Raw genomic sequence first — 20,461 nt, forward strand, 5'->3', positions numbered from 1 at the left:
CGGCCCAACTGGTGGGCGCAACGGCCAGGGTCAATGCGGTAAGGGCCCACACACGCGGGAAAGAACAGTGCTCCACAATCACTTCTCCATAAGTAGCTGCAGGCAAATGCCTTGGCATGACCGGGTTCAGCGATAGCAGGATGTGTGCCAGGGGAAGAAGGCTTTGTGGATCAAATGGATAGCAACCAGGCGCAGTTGGTTTTTTACCAATTGGTCTGGTGTGGAGCACTCGGTTTGTGCGCGCTGCGCCGTGTTGGCGCAGCGCCTGTGGACGCGGCCTGCGGCCGCTGCTACAGGTACCCCCCCCCCGCATCCCCGTAGCAGCGGCCGCAGCGGGCCGGCCGCTCCCCCCGCCCCCCCCCCCCCCCCCCCCGCCCGCCCCCCCCCCCCCCCGCGTCCACAGGCACCACATATCCTCAGGGCTTGAGCAACTGCATCTGCTGCCGGTAATCGTCGGTGGCCTGCCGCGCATCATTGGCACTGGCGACCACGCGCGGGGTGATCAGCACGATCAGCTCGGTGCGGTCCTTGGCCTTGCTGGTGCTGCCGAACAACCAGCGCAGACCGGGAATGCGGCCAAGGCCGGGGACGCTGGACACCGTCTCGCTGTTGTCCTGCTTGATCAGCCCGCCCAGCAGCACGGTCTGGCCGCTCTGCACCGCCACCTGGGTGGACACCGAGCGCGTGGAGATGCTGGGGTTGGGCTGGCTGGTGGTGACGCTGCTGGTGTCGGCGTCGCTGACCTGCTGCTGCACGTCCAGGTACACCAGGCCACCGGGGTTGATGCGCGGGGTGACGTCAAGAATTACCCCGGTCTGCACGTATTCGACGCTGCTCAGGGTGGTGTCCGAGGTGCTGGTGTTGACCGTGGTCTGGCTGATGGGAATGTTGTCGCCGACCTGGATCTGCGCCTGCTGGTTGTTCATCACCACCAGCGATGGCGCTGACAGCACTTGGGTGCGGCCGCTGGTTTCCAGCGCATGCAAGGCCACCTGGAAGTTGCTGCTGACAAAGGAGTAGAACATCGAGTCGGTGGACCCCAGCCCTGCCCCGCCACCGCCTAGCGCGCCCTGCGAACCACTGCTGTTGGCCACCGTGGTGCTGGTGGAGTTGCCGGCCAGCTTGCCCAGGTACCACTGCACCCCCAGGTCCAGTTCACCGGTGAGTTTCACCTCAAGGATGCGCGTCTCGATCTGCACCTGCAGCGGGCGGTTATCCAGGCGCTTGATGGCCGCCTCGATCTCCTTCCATTGCGCCGGCCGCGTGCGCACCAGCAGCTGGTTGGTGCCCTTCTGCGCGGTGATGCGCACGCTTTCTTCGAGGGTTTTCTGCGTGCCCTGGGTAACGGCGCCGCTGTCGTCGGCGCTGGTGTCGCTGTCGCTGTCGTCGTCGCCCTGGGCCTGCTGGCTTGTGCTGCCTTGGGTCGCCAAGCCAGCGGTGGCAGCGGTGGCAGTGCTGGTGCCGCTGGTGCCATTGAGCGATGACAGCGTGGTGGTGCGCAGCCCCGGCGCCACCTTGGCCGCGCTGTCGTCCTTGATGGCGCCGTTGCCGTAGATCTGCCGCAGGTATTTGGCGAGGTCCGTAGCTTTCATATTACGTACGTCGTACACATACATCTGCGGCTCGTTGCCACCGCCTTCGTCGATGGTCTTGATCCAGTCGCCCACCTCCTGCAGGTAGGCCGGCTGCGCCGAAATGGCGACGATGGAATTGGTGCGCTCGTTGGGCATGAACTTGACCATGCTCGCCAACGGCATGCCGCTGTCGGGGCCGAACAGCTTCTGCAGTTGCGGCATCAGCTCGGCCACCGAGGCATGCTGCAGGCCATAGACGCCAATGGACATGCCCTTGAGCCAGTCGACGTCGAAGGTGTCGATGGTGTCCTGGTAGTTGGCCAGCTCCTGCGGCGTGCCGGCCAGGCTCAGCACGTTGCGCGCAGGGTCCACCAGCAGGAAAGCGTTGTCGCGGGCGAAGGGCTTGAGCAGTTTCTGCATCTCGCCGGCGGCGATATAACGCAGCGGGTACAGCCGTGCCGACAGGCCGCTGGTAGGCTGCGCCACCGGCATCTCCGGCACCAGCTTGCCGGCCACCGCCTGGGCGGCGGGCAGAATCACGTAGCGGTCGCCCTGGCGGATCATGGCGTTGTCGCTCCACGACAGCAGCGTCTCCAGGATAGACAGCGCCTGCTGCTTGTTCACCGGCTTGGAGGTGGAGAAGCTGACGTTGCCCTTCACGCCCTGGGCGATGCTGTAGTTGGCGTGCAGCAGGTCGCCCATCACCGTGTTGATCACCGCCTCGATGGGTTGGTCGGTGAAATTGAACATGATGTCGCCGGCCTCCCCTCCCGCCGCAGCCTTCGCCGGGGCCTGGGAATGAATGAAGCGCTGGTTGCCGGTGATGATCTGCCGCGCGGCGGGCGCCTTGACCGGCGCCGGCGTGTCCATGACTGCCGCAGCGGGGGGCAGCACGGGCCGTTGCGCACCGGTGCCGTTCAGGGCTTCATGCATCAGCGCCGGGTCGTTGGCCAGTTCCTGGGATTGCCCGGCGCAACCGGCCAGGGCCAGGGCGGCCGCCAGCCCCAGCGAAGGGGTGCGCAGGCGCGCGGCAAGGGGGGTGAGGCGATAGGTGTGGGTCATGGTGCCGTTACGTGTGGAAGGGTAATGGGGGGTACGGCGGCCGACGCTGGCAGGCGCGGCGCCGGCAGACTCAAGGTGCGGGACTGGCCCTGGCGCTGGAAGGTGGCGGTGGTGGCCTCGACCTGGCTCAACACCCAGCCGCTGTCCAGCGCAGAGCCACGCGCCAGTTTCAGCGAGCGCTGGTCGGCCAGGCGCAACAGCGCCCAGCTGGCCTGGCCGTCCACCACCACGCCGCTCAGGCGCACGCCGTCCAGGGTCTGCGCCGCAGCGCCGGTCCTGGCGGCGTCGGGTTGGCGGCCAGGGCTGAACAGCGGCTGCTGCCAGGCCAGCTGGCGCTGGGCTTCAGGCAAGTCCGCCATGGCCGGCGGCGCGGTGGGGGCTGGCGGCACAGGGGCCTTGCCCTCGGCGGGCAGCCAGGCCACGGGGCGATCGTGGGCTGTCCACGCCCAGGTCAGCCCAGCCAGCAGCAGCGCATTGGCGGCCAACAGCGACAGGCGCTTGCGGGTCATGGCTGTGGCTCCTTCGCTGCAACAGCGCCGCTGAGATAACCGCGCAACAGCAGTTGCACGCTCAGGCGCCCGGCGCCGCCTGCGGCCGGTGCGTCGCTGTTGCGGTGCACGCTGAGCGCTTCGACGAACAGGTACGGCTGGCCATATTCCAGGCCGTGCAGCAGTTGCATCAACGGCTCGCTGGCGCAGGCCAGGGTCAGGCTGACCTTAACCTGGCGGTAGGCCTGGCCGCTGTCGGCTTCGGGCACGATGGGCATGCGCTGGGTAACTTCACAGCCAGGCCCAAGTGCCGCCACCGCCTTGACCCGGTCGACGGCGGCCTGCATCAGGTCGGCCGCCGCGGCACTGGGGTCATTGCCGGGCAGCAGGCTACGCCGCGCGCTGGGGTTCTGCCGGGCCTGGGCCAACGCCGCCTGCACGGCCGGCCCTTCGGCCAACGCGCGGGCGTAGCGCTGGTGCTGGGCCTGCAGGGTGGCCGCCTGTTCAGCCAACTCGGCCATGGGCGCGGCGAACCAGCTGGCGACCAGCACCTGCCACGCTGCCCACAGCAGCAGCGCGAGCAGCGCCATGGCGGCAATGCGCCGCTCATGGCGCGTGGGTTGACGGCGCATCGATGGCCTCCTGGGGCAGTTGGGCAACCAGCGAAAACCGCTCGCTGCCGGTGGTTCCGTCCGGCTGGATCACACCCTGGAAGCGCGGGTCCTGCAGGCTGTGGCAAGCGTGGGCGCGGGTGATCAAGGCGCTGGCATGTTTGCTCTGGCCACTGATGTTCACTTCGCCGCCATCGCGCACCTCCAACTGTTCAAGCCAGGTGTCGTCACCCAGGCACTGGGTCAGCTCGGTCAACAGCGCCGTCAGGGTCGGGCGCGCCTGCTTGAGGCGCGCCAGGTAGCTGGCGGCGCCCTGGGTATCGGTGAGTTCGCGGCGCTGTTGCTCCAGCGCCTGCACCTGCTGGCGTTGCTGCTGCACCTCGGCCTGCATGCGCGCGACGCTGGCCTGGCGGCCGTTCAGCACGACCAGCATCAGCGCCCCCAGCAGCACCACGACGCTCAACGCCAGCACGCGGTTGAACCAGGCGGCCGGCGCCTGGGGGCGCAACTCGGCCGGCAGCAGGTCAACGCCTTGGGCATCAACGCCGGCCACCGGCAAACCTGCCCCGTGGCAGTGATCGAGAATGGCTTGCAGCCGCTGGCGATGCACAGCCACAAGCAGCACCTGCGCCGTGTCGCCACGCCTGCCCTCGACCCGCGCGGCGAACTGCACCTGCTCGGCCGGGTAAGGCGTGTAGCGGTCGATCTCGAAGGCCAGCACCCGCTGCAAATCTGCCGTGGCCGCAACGGGCAGGCTGATGGTCTGCGCCATGAACTCGTGCGCCGGCAAGACCAGCCTGGCAGGCAAGCGCCGGTCGAAGGTGTCAGGCAGCGGCCACGCCAGCCGTTGCGTCAAAGGCGCTGCGGCCAACCGCGTACGCCATGGGGGCGGCAGCAGGCCGAGCAGCTCGTCCAGCCACAGTTGCAGCCAGCGCTGCGCCGGGCTGGCCTGCCAGCGGCGTTGAAGGTCGGCGAGCTGCCGACGAATTCCGCTCAGGTTCATTCTTGCCAGCGCAGGACACGGTATGGCCTGGCGCCCTCCTTTGCCGTGATCAACATCAGGGTTACCTGCAAGGTGGCGTGGTAGCCGCTGGGCAAGGTTGCCTGGCTGACCACGGTGAAAATCGGGCCCGGCTCGGCGCCGCTGTTGCGCACGCGCGGCAGGCCCAGGGCCTGGGCCAATGGCGCGGGCGCCAGCGCCGGGTCGGGTTGCGCCTGGCCAGACCACACCGTCACCCAGGGCAAGGCACAGTGGTACAGCGCATAGGTCATGCCCGGCAGCTCGCGCAACTCGTCCAGGGTGCGCAGCGGCACGGGGCCGTTGCGCTGCCGCTGCAGGGCCTGGACGGCAGACTCGGGCGCGCCGCCGCAGGCCTTCAGCAGCCGTCGCACATCGCCCAGGGCCGCAGCATTGAGGTCGAGCTTGCCGCGCTCGCTGACCACGCTGACCGCCACCTGCGCGCCATCGAACACCAGCGCATGCGCTGCGCCATCGGCGCGCCAGCGGGCCTGCACGTCACGGCCCTGCAGGGCCATCACCGCCTGCCCCAGGCCGGCTTCGGCGGCGAACAGCGCCTGGGCATTGGCCGCCTGCCACAGCGCCTGGCGGTGCTGCAGTTGCACGGTGCCGGCCAGTGCCGCCAGCAAGGTGCCCAGCAACGCCAGCACCCACAGCACCAGCAGCAGCGCCACGCCGCGTTGCCGGTTCATGGCGCCGCCTCGCTGGCCAGGTCCAGGCGCAGGCTGACCTGCTCGCGCACCCAGGGCACCACGCCGCTCAACGTCGCCTCGATGCGCACCGCCCGCGGCAGGCGCTCGGGCCACGGCCACTCGGCCAGCCAACCGCTGTCCTGCGCCAGGGGCGACAGCCCGCGGTAACTGAAAGCCAACTGCTGCACACCACGCACCAGCACCTGGGGCGCGCCAAAGGCGCTGAGGGCCTGGCCGTCCAGGCGCGCCAGGCGCACCTGCAGTTGCTGCTGCACCAGGCTCAACTGCTGCTGGTACAGGCCGCCGCCAATCGAGTCCGGCAGCGGCGCATAAAAGGTCATGGCGCTGGCGTGGCCAATGAAGCGCGCCGGCTTTGCCGTGAGCTCGCCCTGGGCCACCGGCAGTGCCTGGCCGATGGCCCGGCGCACAAAGTTCTGCGCCCCGCGCACCTCGTCCAGGCGTTCGCTGAACACTTGGGCCTTGGCGACTGCGCGGTTGGCGCTGACCAGTGCCGTGCCTACCAGGCCCAGCAGCACGCCCAGCAAACTCAGCACCACGAGAATTTCCAGCAAGGTAAAACCACGCTCACGCCTCACGAGCCGCGCACCCGCAAGGTGCTGAACTGCGCCTGGCGGCCGTCGGCCTGCAGGGTCAGTTGCAGGCGGAACAGCCGCGCCGCGCCGGCCACCGAGGGCACCTGACTGACGTCGCAGGCCCAGGCGATGCCGCCCCATTGGCCCTGGCGGCGGCCGCTGGCCAGCGGGCCTTCGCCCAATTCGTCCATCAGCGAGCGCGCCGCCAGGTTCAGGCGGTCACTGCGCGCGCTCTGCTGCAAGGCGCGCGCGCTTTCGCCGAAGGCGCCCAGCAGCACCGTCGCGCACAGCGCCAGCACCGCCAGCGCCGCGAGCATTTCCAGCAGCGTGAACCCCTGTTGACGGTTCATGGCAGGTCGCGCAGGCGCACGTTGCCGGTCAACCAGGCGACATCGATGCGCCACCGGCGCTGGCCCTGGCTGATCAGCACGTTGCCGCCACTGGCGCCGCCGTCCGGGTAGAACTCGAAACCGGCTCCCAGGCCATCGGCGGTCTGCAGGCGCACCTGCCAGTCACTGGGCCACTGGGCCACCGGTTTGCCCGGCGCCTGCACCGTGCGCGCACGCAGGTCAAAGCGCGTGCGCGCCGGTTGCCCGGTGACAATCGCCTGCACCCGCGAGGCGCGCAGGGCATCGACCATCTGCGCCAGCGCCTTGCGCTCGCCGGCACTGTGCAACCCGCGCTGCAAGCCATAGCCCACCAGCCCTGCGGCCACGCCGATGAGCACGATGACCACGAGCATTTCCAGCAGGGTGAAGCCGCGGGCACGCTGCATGGTTATTCCCAGTTGCCCAGGTCGGCGTTGTAGCCTTCGCCGCCTGGCTGGCCGTCCTGGCCGTAGAAGATCAGGTCGAAGCTGCCGTGCTCACCGGGGAAGCGGTAGCCGAACGGGTGGCCGAACGGGTCTTTCAAGTCCGAAGGTTTGGCGTACGGGCCGGCCCAACTGCCTGCCGTGGAAGGCTTGGTCACCAGCTGGTTGAGGTTGGCGGGCGGTGCGCCCATGTCCAGGGCGTAGCTCTCGACTTTCATGCTCAGGCTGGCCAGCTGCGCCTTGCCGGCGCCGTATTTGCCCTTGTCGACGTTGCCGCCCACCTGCCGCACGACGATGGTGGCGACGATGCCCAGCAGCACGATCACTGCCAGCATTTCCAGCAAGGTGAAACCGCCCTGGCGGCGGCCCGTGTTCATGGTTTTCATGGGGTGTGGTCCTTTAAATGTTACTGGTGAGGCTCATCAGCGGCAGCATGATGGCGAGCATGATCACGGCAACCATCACCGCCATGACCACCGTAAGGGTGGGTACCAGGGCGGCGAGCATGCGGTCGATGCCGCGCTTGGCTTCCACGTCGAACACGTCGGCGACTTTCAGCAGCATGCCGTCGAGCTCGCCGGCCTGTTCGCCGACGTCGATCATTTGGATGGCCAGTTCCGGCAGCAGCGGCTGCTGGCCGAAGGCGCTGGCCAGGGTGCCGCCGCCCTTGACCCAGTCGGTGGCCTGTTCCACCTGGGCGACGATGGCGCGGTTGCTGCACACCTGGCGCACAATCAGCAGCGCCTGCAGCAAGGCCACGCCGTTGCTGAGCAAGGTGCCCAGGGTGCGCGCCAGACGCGCGGCCTCGATGCGTTGCAGCAGCGGGCCGATGACTTTTATCTTCAGCAGGCGCAGGTCGTTGCGCTGACGCCGGGCCGGGTCGCGCAAGGCGATGGCGCTGCCCCAGATAACCACGATAAAGGCGGCGAGAACGACCAGCCCCCAGGCGCTGAGAAACTCGCCCATGGCCAGGATCACTTGGGTAATCAGCGGGATCGGCACGCCCAGGTCACGGAAAATCGGCACGAACTGCGGCACCACATAGGCCAGCAGCAGGGCCAGGGAACCGAGCACGCCGACGACAAGAAACGCCGGGTAGATCAGCGCGTTGATCACCTCGCCACGCAGGGTCTGGCTGCGTTCCAGGTAATCACTGAGCTGCCGTAAAGTGTTTTCCAGCGCACCGCCCGCCTCACCGGCGCGGACCATGCTGATGTACAGCGTGGAGAACTGCCCGCCCTCTTCTTCCAGCGCCTGGGACAGCGGCTTGCCGGCCTTGACCTGTTCGCGGATGCGTTCGATCAGCGCCCGGGCTTTGGCCTCCTGGGTCTGCTTGAGCAGGATGCCCAGCGAACGCTCCAGCGGCTGGCCGGCACCCAGCAAGGTGGCCAGTTGTTGGGTGAAACTGACCAGGGCGGCGCCGTTCATGGCCTGGCTGGCACGGGCGCTGCGCGGGCTGCCGGCTTCAAGGCTCAGTACCAGCCAGCCACGGCCTTGCAACTGGGCCACGGCGGCCTGCTCGCTGACGGCGTCGAGGCTGCCCTTGTGGGCCGTGCCATCGCCGGCCAATGCGCGGTAACGGAATGTCTGCATGTCAGTCGCCGCGTGCCACGCGCAGCACCTCTTCCAGCGAGGTGATGCCAGCCAGGGCCTGGCGCAGGCCATCCTCGTACAGGGTCACCAGGCCGTGGCGGCGCGCTGCCTCTTCGAGGGTCGCGGCATCGGCCTGGCGCATCAGCAGGCTGCGCAGTTCGTCATTCATCACCAGCAGTTCGGTGATGGCGCTGCGGCCGTGGTAACCGCCGCCAGGGCTGTCGGTGGCCGGCCGGTACAGCACAATGGGCCGCTGCGCGGTGTACTGGTCGAGGCGGTGGCGGGCAATCAGCTCCGGCGGTGCTTCGAAGGCCACGCGGGTCGCCGGGTCGAGGCGCCGCACCAGGCGCTGGGCGAGGATGCCCTGCAGGGTCGAGGCAATCAGGTAGTGCTCCACGCCCATGTCCAGCAGCCTTGTGATACTGGCGGCGGCGCTGTTGGTGTGCAGCGTCGACAGCACCAAATGCCCGGTGAGCGAGGACTGGATGGCGATGCGGCAGGTTTCCAGGTCGCGCATCTCGCCGATCATGATCACGTCCGGGTCCTGGCGCACGATAGAGCGCAGCGCTCCCGGGAAATCCAGGCCAATGGCGGGTTTCACCTGGATCTGGTTAATGCCCGGCAACTGGTATTCCACCGGGTCTTCGACGGTGATGATCTTGCGCTCGGCGGTGTTGAGGCGCGACAGCGCGGTGTACAGCGTGGTGGTCTTGCCCGAGCCGGTGGGGCCGGTGACCAGGAAGATACCGTGTGGGCGCTCAAGCAACTCCAGCAGGCTGCGCAGGCGCGGGCCATCAATACCCAGGGTGGGAAAATCGAAACTCACGGTCTGGCGGTCCAGCAAACGCATCACCACCGACTCGCCGAAACTGGTGGGCACCGTCGACACACGCAGGTCCAGTTCCTTGCCCTGGATGCGCAACATGATGCGGCCATCCTGCGGCAGGCGGCGCTCGGCAATGTCCAGGCGGGCCATGATTTTCAAACGCGAGATGACCGCCGCAGCCAGGCTCGGCGGCGGCGCTTCGCCCTGCACCAGCATGCCGTCGACGCGGTAGCGCACCTGCAGCTGGTCTTCGAACGGTTCAACGTGCACGTCGGAGGCACGGTCCTGCACGGCTTTCTGCAGGATAAGGTTGACCAGGCGAATCACCGGGGCCTCGGACGCCAGGTCCTTGAGGTGCTCGATGTCTTCCTGCGCGTCCTGGTCGCCGTCCAGGGATTCGATCAGCGCATCCATGGCACTGCGGCCCTGGCCGTGGAAACGCTCGATCAGCGTATTGACCTCGGCGGCAGTGGCAACCGCCAGCGCCAGCGGGCGTTGCGCACAGTAACGCAGGGCGTCCAGGGCATAAGCCGACAGCGGTGCGCTGGCAGCCACCTCGATATGCCCCGGCTGTGCAGCCAGCACCACCAGCCCGTAGTGGCGCAGAAAGCGCTCGCTGCCCAGCATCGGGGGTGCTGCATCATCAGGCAGCTCTGCCAGCGCCAGGCGCGGCACGCCCAGCAGGGCCGCGCAGGCCTGGGCCACCTCGTCGTCGCGCACCGCGCCCAGGCGCACCAGGGTGCGCAGAATGTCATCTTCGCTGCCAGTTTCCGCCAGGCACAGTTTTCGCGCCCGGTTGATATCCGAGACTTTGACTTCAGTATATTCGGCCAACCACTGGCACAGTTCCAGTTGCGTGGGGAGTTGCACGCAATCGTTCAGAATGATGACGGGGGACACTACATCGCTCGATGGCCAGGCCATGAATCATGAATAACAAAAACACACTTGCACGCCTGCACTTCGCGCACAGAACCGTCCAAGCGAGTCATAAATTCAAATTAAACAATTAAACTTTGAAGGCGTATTTTTCAACGCTGACACAGCTTACCAGAGGCTAAAACCTAACTGCAATTAGGTTTACCAAAACGACCATTAATTGCCGCCTTAAGCCATTAGACACCATTTCATTGCCGAAAATAGCCATTTTTACGCACGCAAACATAACTAATCTCCGTTGTTCATGAAGAATTCAGCTGGTAGCATTCCCCCACCCGCGTGCCCCTTCATCGCTTTTTCGGCCATTTTTATCCGTTCGGAAAAATATCTTTGCGAACATTGAACTTTTAAAGGCATCATCTGGACTTACACTTCGGCGCAACTTCGCCATAACATCGAAGTGCCATCATTTAACCTTTCAATCGAGAATCAATCGATGAACCGACTCATGTTGCCTGTCATGGGCACTGTGCTCTTGTGCGCCCAGAGTTTCTGCGCGCTGGCGGCGGATACAACTTCCACGACCAACACCCACGAACAACTTCGCGAACAACTGGAAGCCAAGCGCGACCAACTGTCCGGCGCCGCCAACGTCAGCAAGGCCGCCCAGGCCACCGCCGCCACCGTCCAGGACAGCCCCGTGGTGACCGACGACGCCCCCAGCCAGGAGCAACAGCAATGAGCATGGTATTCAAACAGGCGCTGAGCCTCAGCGTACTGGCCTTCAGCGTGGCCCAGGCCAACCTGGCGCTGGCCGAAGTCACCCCGGCCACCGGTGACGCGGTGGAAGCGCGGGTCAGCTCGATTCTCGACAACATGAGCACGTCGGAAAAGATCAACTTCACCCGCGTCGACGACGGCCACATGATCCCCAAGCTCACCAAGTGGGGCATCCAGGGCACCGTGGCGTATGACTCGTCCATGGGCGTGCACGTCAACAACGCCACCTTCGGCGCGCAATACCCGTCGCAGTCGGCTATCGCGGCCACCTGGAGCATCAACCGCGCCAAGGAATTCGGCCTGGCCATCGCCTACGAGACGCGCATCTCCGGCGGCCAGCAAATGCTGTCCCCGGGCGTCAACCTGTACCGCACCCCGTACGGCGGCCGCGCGGCCGAATACCTGAGCGGTGAAGACCCTTTCCTGGGCGCCGTGCTGGCCCCGGCCGTGGTCAACGCCATCCAGGCCCAGGGCATCCAGGCCAGCGGCAAGCACTACCTGGCCAACGAGCAGGAAGCCAACCGCCAGGCGGTGAACGTGGTAGTGGACGAGCGCACCCTGCGTGAAATGTACCTGCCGGGCTTCGAGTCGATGGTCAAGAACGCCAACGTGGCGTCGATCATGTGCGGCTTCAACAAGGTCAACGGCGACTACGCCTGTGAAAACCATCACCTGATCACCGACGTGCTCAAGGGCGAATGGGGTTACCAGGGCATGGTGATCAGCGACTTCAACGCCATTCACGATGCGTTCAAGGGCGCCTGGGCCGGCACCGACATCGACATGCCGTCGGGCCTGCAATTCACTGAAGCCAACCTGCTGCCACTGCTGTACAGCGGCCAGTTGACCCAGAACGTGATCGACGACAAGGTCAAGCGCAACCTGCGCGGCATTGTCAGCTACGACCTGCAGGAACACCTGAACACCGCGCAGACCCTGACCCACACCGAGTACGGCGCCAAGGCCGCGCTGGACACCGCGCGCGAATCCACCATCCTGCTGCGCAACGAGAACACCAGCGCCGGCGCCCCGCTGCTGCCGCTGGCGCGCACTGCCAAGATTGCCGTCATCGGTGACTGGGCCTACCAGGCGCCGGGCTCGCCGTTCGGCACCGCCAACTCGCCGCCCAACAGCTACGTGACCGAACTCAGCGGCCTGCAGCAGCTGGCGTCGGACAGCAGCAACGTCACCTACCTGCCGGCCCTGAGCCTCAACCCGCAGGCGTCGGTGTGGTACCAGCCGTCCAGCGGCGAAAGCGACATCAGCAACTCCGGCATCAAGGCCGAGTACTACGCCAACACCAGCTTCTCCGGCGACCCGGCGCTGACCCGCGTGGAGCCAGGCGTCAACCTGAACTGGACCACCAGCACCAACGTCACCAACGCCGGCACCACCACCGTGTCGGGCTTCACCCCCACCGCCGGCGCGTTCTCGGCGCGCTTCACCGGTGTGATCAAGCCTACCGTCACCGGCCCGCAAGTGTTCAAGGTCCGCGCCGACGGCCCGTACAAGCTGTGGGTGAACGATGTGCTGGTGCTGCAGAGCGACGGCGTGCCGTACTCCTCCGACGTGGTCAACGCCATGGTCACCTCGGGCAAGACCGCCTCGCTGACCGCCGGCAAACCTTACACCGTGAAGCTTGAGTACGAGCGCGTGCAAGGCAACTTCACCCCGGCCCTGGGCGGCCTGGCGGGCGTGCAGATGAGCTGGGCGGCACTGGCTGCGCCTAAAGACCTGGCAAGCTACGATGCGGTGGTGGTGTCTGCCGGCACCAATTACGAAAACGAAGGCGAAGGCTCGGACCATGGTTTCGACCTGCCTGACCAGCAGGCTGACCTGATTACCGCGGTAGCCAAGGCCAACCCCAACACCATCGTGGTAATGCACGGCGGCGGTATCGCCAACATGCAGCCATGGGCGAAAAAAGTCGGCGCCACCCTTGAAGCCTGGCTGCCAGGCCAGCAAGGCGGCCAGGCGTTGGCGGAGATCATCTTCGGCAAGGTCAACCCGTCGGGCAAACTGCCAGTCACCATCGACAAGAAAATCGAGGACAACGCCAGCTACGCCTCCTACCCGGACCCGGCGCAGTACCGTGGCGACAACGCCCTCACCCAGCTGACCTACAGCGAAGGCCTGTACCTGGGCTACCGTGCGTATGACAAGAACAACACCAAGCCGCTGTACCCGTTCGGCTTCGGTCTGTCGTACACCACCTTCGGCTACAGCGACCTGAAACTGTCGACCAACGTGCTGACCCCAGGCGCCACTGTCAACGCCAAATTCACCATCACCAACACCGGCTCCAAGGCCGGCTATGAAGTGGCACAGCTGTACGTGCAGCCGGTGAACCCGAGCGTCGACCGCCCCGAGAAAGAGCTGAAGGGCTTCACCAAGGTGTACCTGCAGCCAGGCGAGAGCAAGACCGTGAGCATCCCACTGGATTCGCGTTCGCTGGCCTACTACGTGGACAACACCGACAGCTGGAACGTCGATGCCGGCAAGTTCAAGATCCGCGTGGGCACCAGCTCCGCCGACCTGTCGCTGAGCCAGACGCTGACCACGCTGTACGCCGAGCAGTTGACCACCCGCGACAGCAACCCGCTGCCGCTGCCACTGCGCAAGGCCGTGCAGGTGTCCACCTCGCAGACCTATTAAGCAATTGATGCAGCCTCAAGGATGAGGCTGCAGGTCCTTGGCCAGGCGGCCCAGGTAGGCGTCGAACACCTGCATCACGTCGACGCTTTCCCGCCCCCTGAGCCACTGGATCTGCAAGCCATCCATCACCGAGAACAGCTCCAGGGCCAGCGTCCCGGGCTGCACGTCCGCACGAATCGCGCCGCTGGCCACCAGTGACGCCAGGTGCGCCTGGGCGTGGCCATGCACCACTTCGAATTTCTCCTGGTACCAGGGAAACGCCGGATGCTTGTCCGACAGGCTCTCGACGTTGATCATCAGTGCCGCCTGGCATTCCGCCGCATCTTCCACGCTGAAACCCATGCTCATGCGCAAAAAGCGCAGGAAGCCATCGAGGGTGGGCGCTGTTTCCAGCTCGCTGAAACGCTCGGTCACGCGCTGGTCGCGACGGTCGAGCAAAGCCCGCAGCAGCGCCACCTTGTTGGGAAAATGATGCAGCAGGCCGACGGTGGTGATGCCGGCGATGTCGGCCACGTCCCGCATCGACGCGCCCTGGTAACCGTCCCTGGCGAACACTTGCGTGGCCGCGTCCAGCAACGCCATGCGGCGCATCTCGCCCTTGGGCGCGCGCCGGCGCTTGGGGGCTGGCAGCTGCGCCGCGTCGTGCTGGTTATCCGTATCTGACATAAAAACCCGTTGCACTTGAATTCATTGATTGGCCCGGCGCAGCAGGCGCCAGGCGGTGCCGATTGCCAGCAGCGCCACCACCGCGTTGCCCAGCCACATGCCCAGCACCGCGCCGCTGCCGCCATGGGCATGGGCGCCGGCATAGACCCAGGGCATGGTGCCCAGGGTGCCACGTAGCCAGCCGAAGGTAGGCACCCACCAGGCGCGGCCGAGGGTGAGGAACAGCGGCTGGGCGACGAAGTCCAGGCCGAACAGCACCCACAGGCCCATGCCCAGGCGGGTCACGGTGAGGAAAATATCGCGGCCGGCGCCCTGCAGCTGGAAATAATCGGCCACCAGCGGGCCTGCCGCCAGCACCAGCAGCCAGAACGCCACACCATAGAGGACCACCCAGCGGCCTGTAAAGGCGATGGCCTGGCGCACCCGGACGTGGCGGCCGGCGCCCAGGTTCTGCGCCAGCACCGGCACCAGCGCGGTGGGCAAGGCAAAATAGACGCAGTAGCCCAATTGCAGCACCCGGTCCACCACTGCCATGCCCGCCAAGGCCGAGGCGCCCAGCCCGGCCAGGGTGATCATCAAGTAGCTGATGCCCACCGGCATGGCCAGGTTGCCCAGCATTGCCGGCACCGCTAGCCGCGCCGTGCGGCTGACGTGCAGGCACAGTAACCGGCCGTTCAGGCGCAGCGCCAGGCCCAGGTGGCGCTTGAGCCAGCACAGCCCCACCAGCATCGACACCAGCGCCGCCAGCAGGCAGGACCAGCCCGCGCCTTGCAGGCCCATGCCCAGGCCCAGGATCAGCAGCGGGTCGGCCACCGCCAGGGTCAGTGCGCCGCTGAGCAGTACCAGCAGCGCCAGGCGCACGTGGCCCTGGGCCTTGAGCAACTGCGCGCTCATCTGCGCCAGCGCCACCGGCACGCTGGCGGCCAGGGTCATGCACACGAACGCGCGGGCCGATGCATAGGCGCCGGGGTCGGCACCCAGCCAGCGCGCCAGCGGCGCCATGGCCAGCCACTCCAGCGCCGCCACGCCTGCCGCCACTGCCAGCACCATCAGCAACAGGTGCGTCACCAGCCGCGCCAGGCGCTGGCCGCCATGCTTGCCGATGCGTTCGGACAGCAGCGCGCCGCCGGCAATCACCACCCCGGCGGCGAACGCGCCGTTGAGGAACATCAAGGTCTTGGCCAGGCCCACCGCCGCCAGCAGGCGTTGGTCGCCCAGGCGCGACACGTACACCAGGGTCAGGATATCCACCATGAACACCGCCAGCAGGCTCAGCGCGCTGGTGCTGGCCATGGCCAGCACATGGCGCGCAATCGAGCCTTCGGTGAACCGGGCGTTGGGGGTGGGCATGGGTGGAGTACTCGGGGATGGACACCAATGTTAGCGCGCCCCGGTACCACGCACCAAATCCTGAGACGCGGCCGGCGGCGGATGGCCGCCCCGCCGCTGCTACATCCTGTGGGAGCTGGCTTGCCCGCGCGCTGTTGGGGCCATAAAAGCTCGCTGGCCAGCCCGCTCCCACAACAACGTCGGGGGTACAGGGGCGTGCGTGCTGCGCTATCCCATACCCACATCACCTGACCGATCGCGGCATCGATCTGCGCGCAGGCCACGCCATCGCGCGCCAGGGTCGAGATGCCCAGCAGGAAACTGTCGAACACCGTGGCCAGCACCTGCGCATCGACCGTCTCCCGCAACTCGCCGCTGGCCACCCCGCGCTGGACGCATTGCAGCAACCCGGCCCGGGTGCGCTCGCGTGACGCGGTCAACGGCGCCGCCACAGCGGCGTATTCGGCACTGGGAGCGCTCATCACGCCAAGGCTGACCATGCAGCCCTTGGGGTGGCCGACAGCGCATTGCATGCGGGCCGAGCGCCGCAGCGCCGTTTCAATCGCCTGGCGCGGTGGCAATTCAGCGTCCCACAGGCATTCGGTGACCTGCCCGTGGCTGCCCAGGTAGCGCGCCACTGCCTCGCGGAACAGCACTTCCTTGGAGCCGAAGGCGGCGTAAAAACTGGGCGCGGAGATGCCGCCCATGCTGGCCTTGAGCTGGCTGAGCGAGGTGGCTTCATAGCCGTGTTCCCAGAACAGCAGCATCGCCTGTTCCACGGCGTGGTCACGATCAAAGGAACGGGGACGGCCCATCTGCGCCATGTCGAACTCCCGGTGGCTGACCACTTAAATACTAGTCGATACAGAAGTCATTGACAATCGGGCGCCTTCTCTGGGCATATATATACCGACCGATACACAACTATTTTCAAGGACCCTCCATGAACCCTTCACCCCCCTTGCCCATGGCCGCCCTGCTCGCCCTGGCCATGACCGGCTTCCTGTGCATTGCCACCGAAACCCTGCCCGCCGGCCTGCTGCCGCAGATCAGCGATGGCCTGGGCATCAGCGCCGCGCTGGCCGGGCAGACGATCAGCGCCTACGCCCTGGGCTCGGTGCTCGCCGCCATCCCGCTGGTGCTGGCCACACGCAACTGGTCGCGGCGCAACGTGTTGCTGCTGAGCATCATTGGTTTTCTGCTGTTCAACTCGGTCACCGCCTGGTCCAGCCACTACATCCTGACGCTGGCCGCACGCTTCGGCGCCGGCATGGCCGCGGGCCTGGCCTGGAGCCAACTGGCAGGCTACGCCCGGCGCATGGTGCAGCCCCGGCAACAGGGCAAGGCCATGGCCATCGCCATGGTCGGCACGCCCATCGCCCTGGCCCTCGGCGTGCCGCTGGGCACCTGGCTGGGCACGCTGCTGGGTTGGCGCGCCACCTTCTGGGTGATGTCGGCGGTCACCCTGGGCCTGGTCGGCTGGGTCGTCGCCAAGGTGCCGAATTACCCCGGGCAGGCCAGCCACGAACAGCTGCCACTGCGCCGCGTGCTCACCACCCCAGGCGTGCGCCCGGTGCTGGCGGTGGTCATCGCCTGGATGCTGGCCCATAACCTTCTCTACACCTACATTGCCCCGTTCGTGGCACGTGCCGGCCTGGGCGCGCGGGTGGACCTGGTGCTGCTGGCCTTCGGCGTGGCGGCATTGCTGGGCATCTGGGTCACCGGCCGCCTGGTGGACCACTACCTGCGCCGGGCGGTGCTGTTCAGCCTCGCCACCTTCGCCGCCGTCGCCTTGTTGCTCAGCGTCGCCGGCAGCCACCCGGCAGTGGTAGGCGTGGCGGTGCTGCTCTGGGGGCTGAGCTTCGGTGGCGCAGCGACCCTGCTACAGACCGCCCTGGCCGACAGCGCCGGGCCAGGTGCCGACGTGGCGCTGTCGATGAACGTGGTGGCGTGGAACGGCGCGATCACCGGCGCCGGGGTGTTGGGTGGGGTGCTGCTGGAATACGCCGGCATCGGCGTGTTCCCGTGGGCAGTGTTGGCGCTGCTGGGGGTGGCGCTGGTGATCGCCGCCGGGGCACGGGCGCATGGGTTCCGGCCAGGCGTGCGTGAGCATGGGGTGCCTGTCACAGGCTAACCGAACTCGGAAGGAACCGCTTTGGCACGCAGGCTATCTACACTCGATACCGCACCCCGCCACAAGGATCGCCCCGTGCCCATTCGCCCTTCCGCTTTACTGTGCGGCTTCTCGCTGCTGTGCGCCGCCACCTGTGCTGGCGCCGGCGGCGAGCCGCCGGTGTCACCCACGCCCGAACAACTGGCCGCCAGCGACATCCACCACGCCCCGCGTGCAGACGGCCATTTCGAAAACAACGACGGCCCGCTGGCGCGCGGCAACGTCTGGAAGTGGCGCTGGCACGCCTTCATCAACCGGCTGCCACCGCCGCCGGCGAACAATTACCAGTTTCCCATCGACCACCCCGACGTGGCATGGCTCAAGGCCAACCACAGCGACAACACCCTGACCTGGATCGGCCATGCCAGCGCCCTGCTGCAGATCAATGGCGTGAACATCCTCACCGACCCGGTGTTTTCCGACCGCGCCTCGCCGTTCTCCTTCATCGGGCCCAAGCGCAAGGTGGCGCCCGGCCTTGCCCTGGGCCAGCTACCGCACATTGACGTGGTGCTGATTTCCCACAGCCATTACGACCACCTCGACACTGCCAGCGTGCAGGCGCTGAACCAGCAGGCCGGCGGCCCGCCACGCTTCCTGGTGCCGCTGGGCATCAAGCAGTGGATGGCCGGCAAGGGCATCGACAACGTCGAGGAACTGGACTGGAGCGACCACACCCGGGTGGCCGGCCTGGACTTCTGGTTCGTGCCCGCCACCCACTGGTCCGCGCGCAGCCTGGGCGACCGCAACGACACCCTCTGGGGCGGCTGGGCGGTGAAGACGCCGCCCGCCGCCCAGCGCCCGTTCTCGCTGTATTTTGCCGGCGACACCGGTTACTCCAACGACAGCAAGCGCATCGGCAAGGCCTTCGGTTGCTTCGACCTGGCGCTGATTCCCATCGGTGCGTACGCGCCGCGCTGGTTCATGGGCCCGCAGCACGTGGACCCCGAGCAGGCGGTAAAAATCTTCCAGGACATCGGCGCGAAAAAGGCCATCGGCATTCACTGGGGCACCTTCGAGCTGACCGACGAGCCGCTGGATGAACCACCGAAAAAACTGCGTGAGGCGACCACGGCCGCGGGCCTGGCGGATGATGCCTTCTCGGTGTTGCACCACGGCCAGATGATTCCCCTGGCCAGGGACGGCTGTGGCCATTGAGGCGCCGCGCCGCTATCTGCACACCGCGCCAAGCGGCATTCATGCAATGTGCACGGCGCCCAAGCACTGGACGGCGGCCCAAGCCCTTGGCAAATAACGGATTGTGCCGGTGGTCGAAAGTGGCATAGGCGATGCACCACTCTTTCCAGCTTCTCCCAGGATCGGCGTCAGATCGGTCCATCAACCGTGATAGGGGTACTGGAAAATGAATGCAATCGACATGCTGGTGGCCGACCACGAACGCGTGAAAGCCATTCTTGAGCAACTGAGCGACTCCACCGAGCGCGGCGTGAAAAAGCGCACCGACCTGTTGGCCAAGCTGGAAATGGAGATCACCCTCCACACCCAACTGGAAGAAGAGATTTTGTACCCTGCCTTCAAGGCGGCGGGTAGCAAGGAGCAGGACGTGATGTACTACGAGGCCAAGGAAGAACACCGCACGGTGGACTCACTGGTATTGCCCGACCTGAAGGCAACCGAGCCAGGCACGGTGGAGTTTTCCGGCCGGGTGAAGGTGGTCAAGGAACTGCTTGAGCACCATATCGAGGAAGAAGAAAGCGAGATGTTCCCCCAGGCGCAGAAACTTCTGGGCGACGAGAAGCTGGAAGAACTGGGTGCACAAATGGAAGCCATGAAGAAAGCGGCCCACAAAAAGGCCGCTTGAGTGGGGGCAAGCCCAGCACAACCCGTAGCAGCTGCCGCAGGCGGCGTCCCGCCACTGCGGTGTTGCTGACAAAAATCGACCACGTGAGACGAGGTTGAAGCCCCAGCCACTCAAGCTCCACGTATCACCGCCGATACCATCAGTACCAATCACGATACATGGACTGATGAAATGGATCTTTCTGTCAGCACCACCTCGGCTGCCGCCCTCACGGTTTCCGAGCAGAAAATCACCCTGCAGCCGGTCACAGGTGCCGCCGCGCAAACGCTGCAGGCCGCCAGCGCCGGCCCGGCCGCGGTGTATTACCCCAGCGAAGCGGCGCAGCAACTGGGCCTGAGCATGGAGGCGGTGGAGACCTGGATCGGCCGCGAACAATCGGCGGACTTTCCGCAGAAAGCCGCCGCGCACAAGGTGGCGCACGCCTCGTTGAAAACGGCGTTCGAAGACTTCAAGGCCAACCTGGCGTCGACCTTCCCGGCCATCGCCGGCAAGAAATTCGGCTTTACCGTGCAGGCCGATGGCAGCTTGCAGGCGCTGAACAGTGGCGGCCAACTGAGCGCCGCCGACCTTGCGGACCTGAATACCCTGCTCAATGGCTCTGCCGACCTGAAGAGCGCCGCCGCAACCTACCGCGACGCCGCCATTGAGGTGGTCAACGCCGACTCGCCCTGGAGCGGCAGCTACCTGGGCGGCTACAGCCTGACCCAGGACAACTTCGCCAAGACCATCGACCTGGGCGCCCTGTTCGTCCCCAAAGGCCCCGTCCCGACGAAGGAGTCCATCCAGGGGCTGTTCTTCACCCAGCTATACACCAAGGGCGAGAGAATGACCCAGCAAATGGAAACCGTCATGCTCGCCGGGCGTACCTGACCCCCGTGGGAGCTGGCTTGCC

At 66.4% G+C, this 20,461-nt stretch carries 19 protein-coding genes and 1 pseudogene; 6 read left to right on the forward strand and 14 right to left on the reverse strand.

What is annotated here, in order from left to right:
* Positions 1 to 416: 416 nt before the first annotated feature.
* From gspD to gspE, 11 genes are read right to left on the reverse strand one after another with little or no spacing between them, the layout of a single operon-like run.
* On the reverse strand, positions 417 to 2,636 hold the full coding sequence (gene gspD / locus AC0SZ7_RS12965; protein WP_475504784.1) for a type II secretion system secretin GspD: 2,220 nt from the start codon (positions 2,634 to 2,636) through the stop codon (positions 417 to 419).
* Positions 2,633 to 3,145, reverse strand: a complete 513-nt coding sequence (locus AC0SZ7_RS12970) for a type II secretion system protein N (RefSeq protein WP_475504785.1) — start codon at positions 3,143 to 3,145, stop codon at positions 2,633 to 2,635. The genes gspD and AC0SZ7_RS12970 overlap by 4 nt, the downstream gene beginning before the upstream one ends.
* On the reverse strand, positions 3,142 to 3,756 hold the full coding sequence (gene gspM, locus AC0SZ7_RS12975) for a type II secretion system protein GspM (protein WP_475504786.1): 615 nt from the start codon (positions 3,754 to 3,756) through the stop codon (positions 3,142 to 3,144). Before gspM ends, AC0SZ7_RS12970 begins: the two co-directional genes overlap by 4 nt.
* Positions 3,731 to 4,738 (reverse strand): type II secretion system protein GspL, encoded by a 1,008-nt coding sequence (locus AC0SZ7_RS12980; RefSeq protein ID WP_475504787.1) that lies wholly within the window; start codon positions 4,736 to 4,738, stop codon positions 3,731 to 3,733. The genes gspM and AC0SZ7_RS12980 overlap by 26 nt, the downstream gene beginning before the upstream one ends.
* Positions 4,735 to 5,445 carry a type II secretion system minor pseudopilin GspK gene (locus tag AC0SZ7_RS12985; protein ID WP_475504788.1) on the reverse strand — a complete coding sequence of 237 codons (711 nt, stop codon included), beginning with the start codon at positions 5,443 to 5,445 and terminating at the stop codon, positions 4,735 to 4,737. Before AC0SZ7_RS12985 ends, AC0SZ7_RS12980 begins: the two co-directional genes overlap by 4 nt.
* Positions 5,442 to 6,041 carry a prepilin-type N-terminal cleavage/methylation domain-containing protein gene (locus AC0SZ7_RS12990; protein ID WP_475504789.1) on the reverse strand — a complete coding sequence of 200 codons (600 nt, stop codon included), beginning with the start codon at positions 6,039 to 6,041 and terminating at the stop codon, positions 5,442 to 5,444. Before AC0SZ7_RS12990 ends, AC0SZ7_RS12985 begins: the two co-directional genes overlap by 4 nt.
* Positions 6,038 to 6,388 carry a prepilin-type N-terminal cleavage/methylation domain-containing protein gene (locus AC0SZ7_RS12995; protein ID WP_475504790.1) on the reverse strand — a complete coding sequence of 117 codons (351 nt, stop codon included), beginning with the start codon at positions 6,386 to 6,388 and terminating at the stop codon, positions 6,038 to 6,040. The genes AC0SZ7_RS12990 and AC0SZ7_RS12995 overlap by 4 nt, the downstream gene beginning before the upstream one ends.
* Positions 6,385 to 6,813, reverse strand: a complete 429-nt coding sequence (locus AC0SZ7_RS13000) for a prepilin-type N-terminal cleavage/methylation domain-containing protein (protein WP_475504791.1) — start codon at positions 6,811 to 6,813, stop codon at positions 6,385 to 6,387. Before AC0SZ7_RS13000 ends, AC0SZ7_RS12995 begins: the two co-directional genes overlap by 4 nt.
* A 2-nt stretch (positions 6,814 to 6,815) precedes the next feature.
* The gene (gspG, locus tag AC0SZ7_RS13005; RefSeq protein WP_475504372.1) at positions 6,816 to 7,226 is read right to left on the reverse strand and encodes a type II secretion system major pseudopilin GspG; all 411 of its coding nucleotides are present in this window, start codon (positions 7,224 to 7,226) and stop codon (positions 6,816 to 6,818) included.
* A gap of 22 nt (positions 7,227 to 7,248) precedes the next feature.
* Positions 7,249 to 8,442: a type II secretion system inner membrane protein GspF gene (gene gspF, locus AC0SZ7_RS13010; RefSeq protein ID WP_475504792.1), complete on the reverse strand. Its 1,194-nt coding sequence runs from the start codon at positions 8,440 to 8,442 to the stop codon at positions 7,249 to 7,251.
* Between the two features lies 1 nt (position 8,443).
* Positions 8,444 to 10,192: a type II secretion system ATPase GspE gene (gene gspE, locus AC0SZ7_RS13015; RefSeq protein WP_475504793.1), complete on the reverse strand. Its 1,749-nt coding sequence runs from the start codon at positions 10,190 to 10,192 to the stop codon at positions 8,444 to 8,446.
* Positions 10,193 to 10,655: 463 nt separating this feature from the next.
* On the opposite strand from gspE, the gene AC0SZ7_RS13020 reads away from it, so the two are divergent.
* Both AC0SZ7_RS13020 and AC0SZ7_RS13025 read left to right on the forward strand, forming a co-directional pair.
* Positions 10,656 to 10,889 (forward strand): hypothetical protein, encoded by a 234-nt coding sequence (locus AC0SZ7_RS13020; RefSeq protein WP_475504861.1) that lies wholly within the window; start codon positions 10,656 to 10,658, stop codon positions 10,887 to 10,889.
* Positions 10,886 to 13,582 (forward strand): beta-glucosidase, encoded by a 2,697-nt coding sequence (locus AC0SZ7_RS13025; protein ID WP_475504794.1) that lies wholly within the window; start codon positions 10,886 to 10,888, stop codon positions 13,580 to 13,582. The genes AC0SZ7_RS13020 and AC0SZ7_RS13025 overlap by 4 nt, the downstream gene beginning before the upstream one ends.
* 15 nt (positions 13,583 to 13,597) lie before the next feature.
* Here AC0SZ7_RS13025 and AC0SZ7_RS13030 read toward each other — a convergent pair whose 3' ends face one another.
* From AC0SZ7_RS13030 to AC0SZ7_RS13040, 3 genes and pseudogenes are all read right to left on the reverse strand, one after another.
* The gene (locus tag AC0SZ7_RS13030) at positions 13,598 to 14,248 is read right to left on the reverse strand and encodes a TetR/AcrR family transcriptional regulator (protein ID WP_475504795.1); all 651 of its coding nucleotides are present in this window, start codon (positions 14,246 to 14,248) and stop codon (positions 13,598 to 13,600) included.
* Positions 14,249 to 14,269: 21 nt separating this feature from the next.
* Complete coding sequence (locus AC0SZ7_RS13035; protein ID WP_475504796.1) at positions 14,270 to 15,598, reverse strand: MATE family efflux transporter; 1,329 nt, start codon at positions 15,596 to 15,598, stop codon at positions 14,270 to 14,272.
* 199 nt (positions 15,599 to 15,797) lie between these two features.
* Positions 15,798 to 16,401: pseudogene (locus AC0SZ7_RS13040) on the reverse strand (TetR/AcrR family transcriptional regulator); the annotation flags it as partial.
* Between the two features lie 119 nt (positions 16,402 to 16,520).
* Between AC0SZ7_RS13040 and AC0SZ7_RS13045 the strand changes: the two are divergent.
* The 4 genes from AC0SZ7_RS13045 to AC0SZ7_RS13060 all read left to right on the forward strand — a co-directional run bounded on the left by AC0SZ7_RS13045 (position 16,521) and on the right by AC0SZ7_RS13060 (position 20,439).
* On the forward strand, positions 16,521 to 17,711 hold the full coding sequence (locus AC0SZ7_RS13045; RefSeq protein ID WP_475504797.1) for an MFS transporter: 1,191 nt from the start codon (positions 16,521 to 16,523) through the stop codon (positions 17,709 to 17,711).
* A gap of 75 nt (positions 17,712 to 17,786) precedes the next feature.
* Entirely contained in the window at positions 17,787 to 18,905 is a 1,119-nt protein-coding gene (locus tag AC0SZ7_RS13050; RefSeq protein WP_475504798.1) for an MBL fold metallo-hydrolase, read from the forward strand.
* Positions 18,906 to 19,110: 205 nt separating this feature from the next.
* Entirely contained in the window at positions 19,111 to 19,569 is a 459-nt protein-coding gene (locus tag AC0SZ7_RS13055) for a hemerythrin domain-containing protein (protein WP_475504799.1), read from the forward strand.
* Between the two features lie 171 nt (positions 19,570 to 19,740).
* The gene (locus AC0SZ7_RS13060; RefSeq protein WP_475504800.1) at positions 19,741 to 20,439 is read left to right on the forward strand and encodes a hypothetical protein; all 699 of its coding nucleotides are present in this window, start codon (positions 19,741 to 19,743) and stop codon (positions 20,437 to 20,439) included.
* Positions 20,440 to 20,461 lie beyond the last annotated feature (22 nt).

The organism is Pseudomonas sp. JC1203 (assembly GCF_056175065.1).

Excerpts from the sequence above, each read along its gene's own strand:
- gspG (WP_475504372.1), bottom strand. The coding sequence starts at position 7,226 with ATGAACACGGGCCGCCGCCAGGGCGGTTTCACCTTGCTGGAAATGCTG.
- AC0SZ7_RS12970 (WP_475504785.1), bottom strand. The coding sequence starts at position 3,145 with ATGACCCGCAAGCGCCTGTCGCTGTTGGCCGCCAATGCGCTGCTGCTG.
- AC0SZ7_RS13020 (WP_475504861.1), top strand. The coding sequence starts at position 10,656 with ATGTTGCCTGTCATGGGCACTGTGCTCTTGTGCGCCCAGAGTTTCTGC.
- gspM (WP_475504786.1), bottom strand. The coding sequence starts at position 3,756 with ATGCGCCGTCAACCCACGCGCCATGAGCGGCGCATTGCCGCCATGGCG.
- gspD (WP_475504784.1), bottom strand. The coding sequence starts at position 2,636 with ATGACCCACACCTATCGCCTCACCCCCCTTGCCGCGCGCCTGCGCACC.
- AC0SZ7_RS13060 (WP_475504800.1), top strand. The coding sequence starts at position 19,741 with ATGGATCTTTCTGTCAGCACCACCTCGGCTGCCGCCCTCACGGTTTCC.
- AC0SZ7_RS13000 (WP_475504791.1), bottom strand. The coding sequence starts at position 6,813 with ATGCAGCGTGCCCGCGGCTTCACCCTGCTGGAAATGCTCGTGGTCATC.
- AC0SZ7_RS13025 (WP_475504794.1), top strand. The coding sequence starts at position 10,886 with ATGAGCATGGTATTCAAACAGGCGCTGAGCCTCAGCGTACTGGCCTTC.
- AC0SZ7_RS13035 (WP_475504796.1), bottom strand. The coding sequence starts at position 15,598 with ATGCCCACCCCCAACGCCCGGTTCACCGAAGGCTCGATTGCGCGCCAT.
- AC0SZ7_RS13055 (WP_475504799.1), top strand. The coding sequence starts at position 19,111 with ATGAATGCAATCGACATGCTGGTGGCCGACCACGAACGCGTGAAAGCC.
- gspF (WP_475504792.1), bottom strand. The coding sequence starts at position 8,442 with ATGCAGACATTCCGTTACCGCGCATTGGCCGGCGATGGCACGGCCCAC.
- gspE (WP_475504793.1), bottom strand. The coding sequence starts at position 10,192 with ATGGCCTGGCCATCGAGCGATGTAGTGTCCCCCGTCATCATTCTGAAC.
- AC0SZ7_RS13030 (WP_475504795.1), bottom strand. The coding sequence starts at position 14,248 with ATGTCAGATACGGATAACCAGCACGACGCGGCGCAGCTGCCAGCCCCC.
- AC0SZ7_RS13045 (WP_475504797.1), top strand. The coding sequence starts at position 16,521 with ATGAACCCTTCACCCCCCTTGCCCATGGCCGCCCTGCTCGCCCTGGCC.
- AC0SZ7_RS12980 (WP_475504787.1), bottom strand. The coding sequence starts at position 4,738 with ATGAACCTGAGCGGAATTCGTCGGCAGCTCGCCGACCTTCAACGCCGC.
- AC0SZ7_RS12985 (WP_475504788.1), bottom strand. The coding sequence starts at position 5,445 with ATGAACCGGCAACGCGGCGTGGCGCTGCTGCTGGTGCTGTGGGTGCTG.
- AC0SZ7_RS12995 (WP_475504790.1), bottom strand. The coding sequence starts at position 6,388 with ATGAACCGTCAACAGGGGTTCACGCTGCTGGAAATGCTCGCGGCGCTG.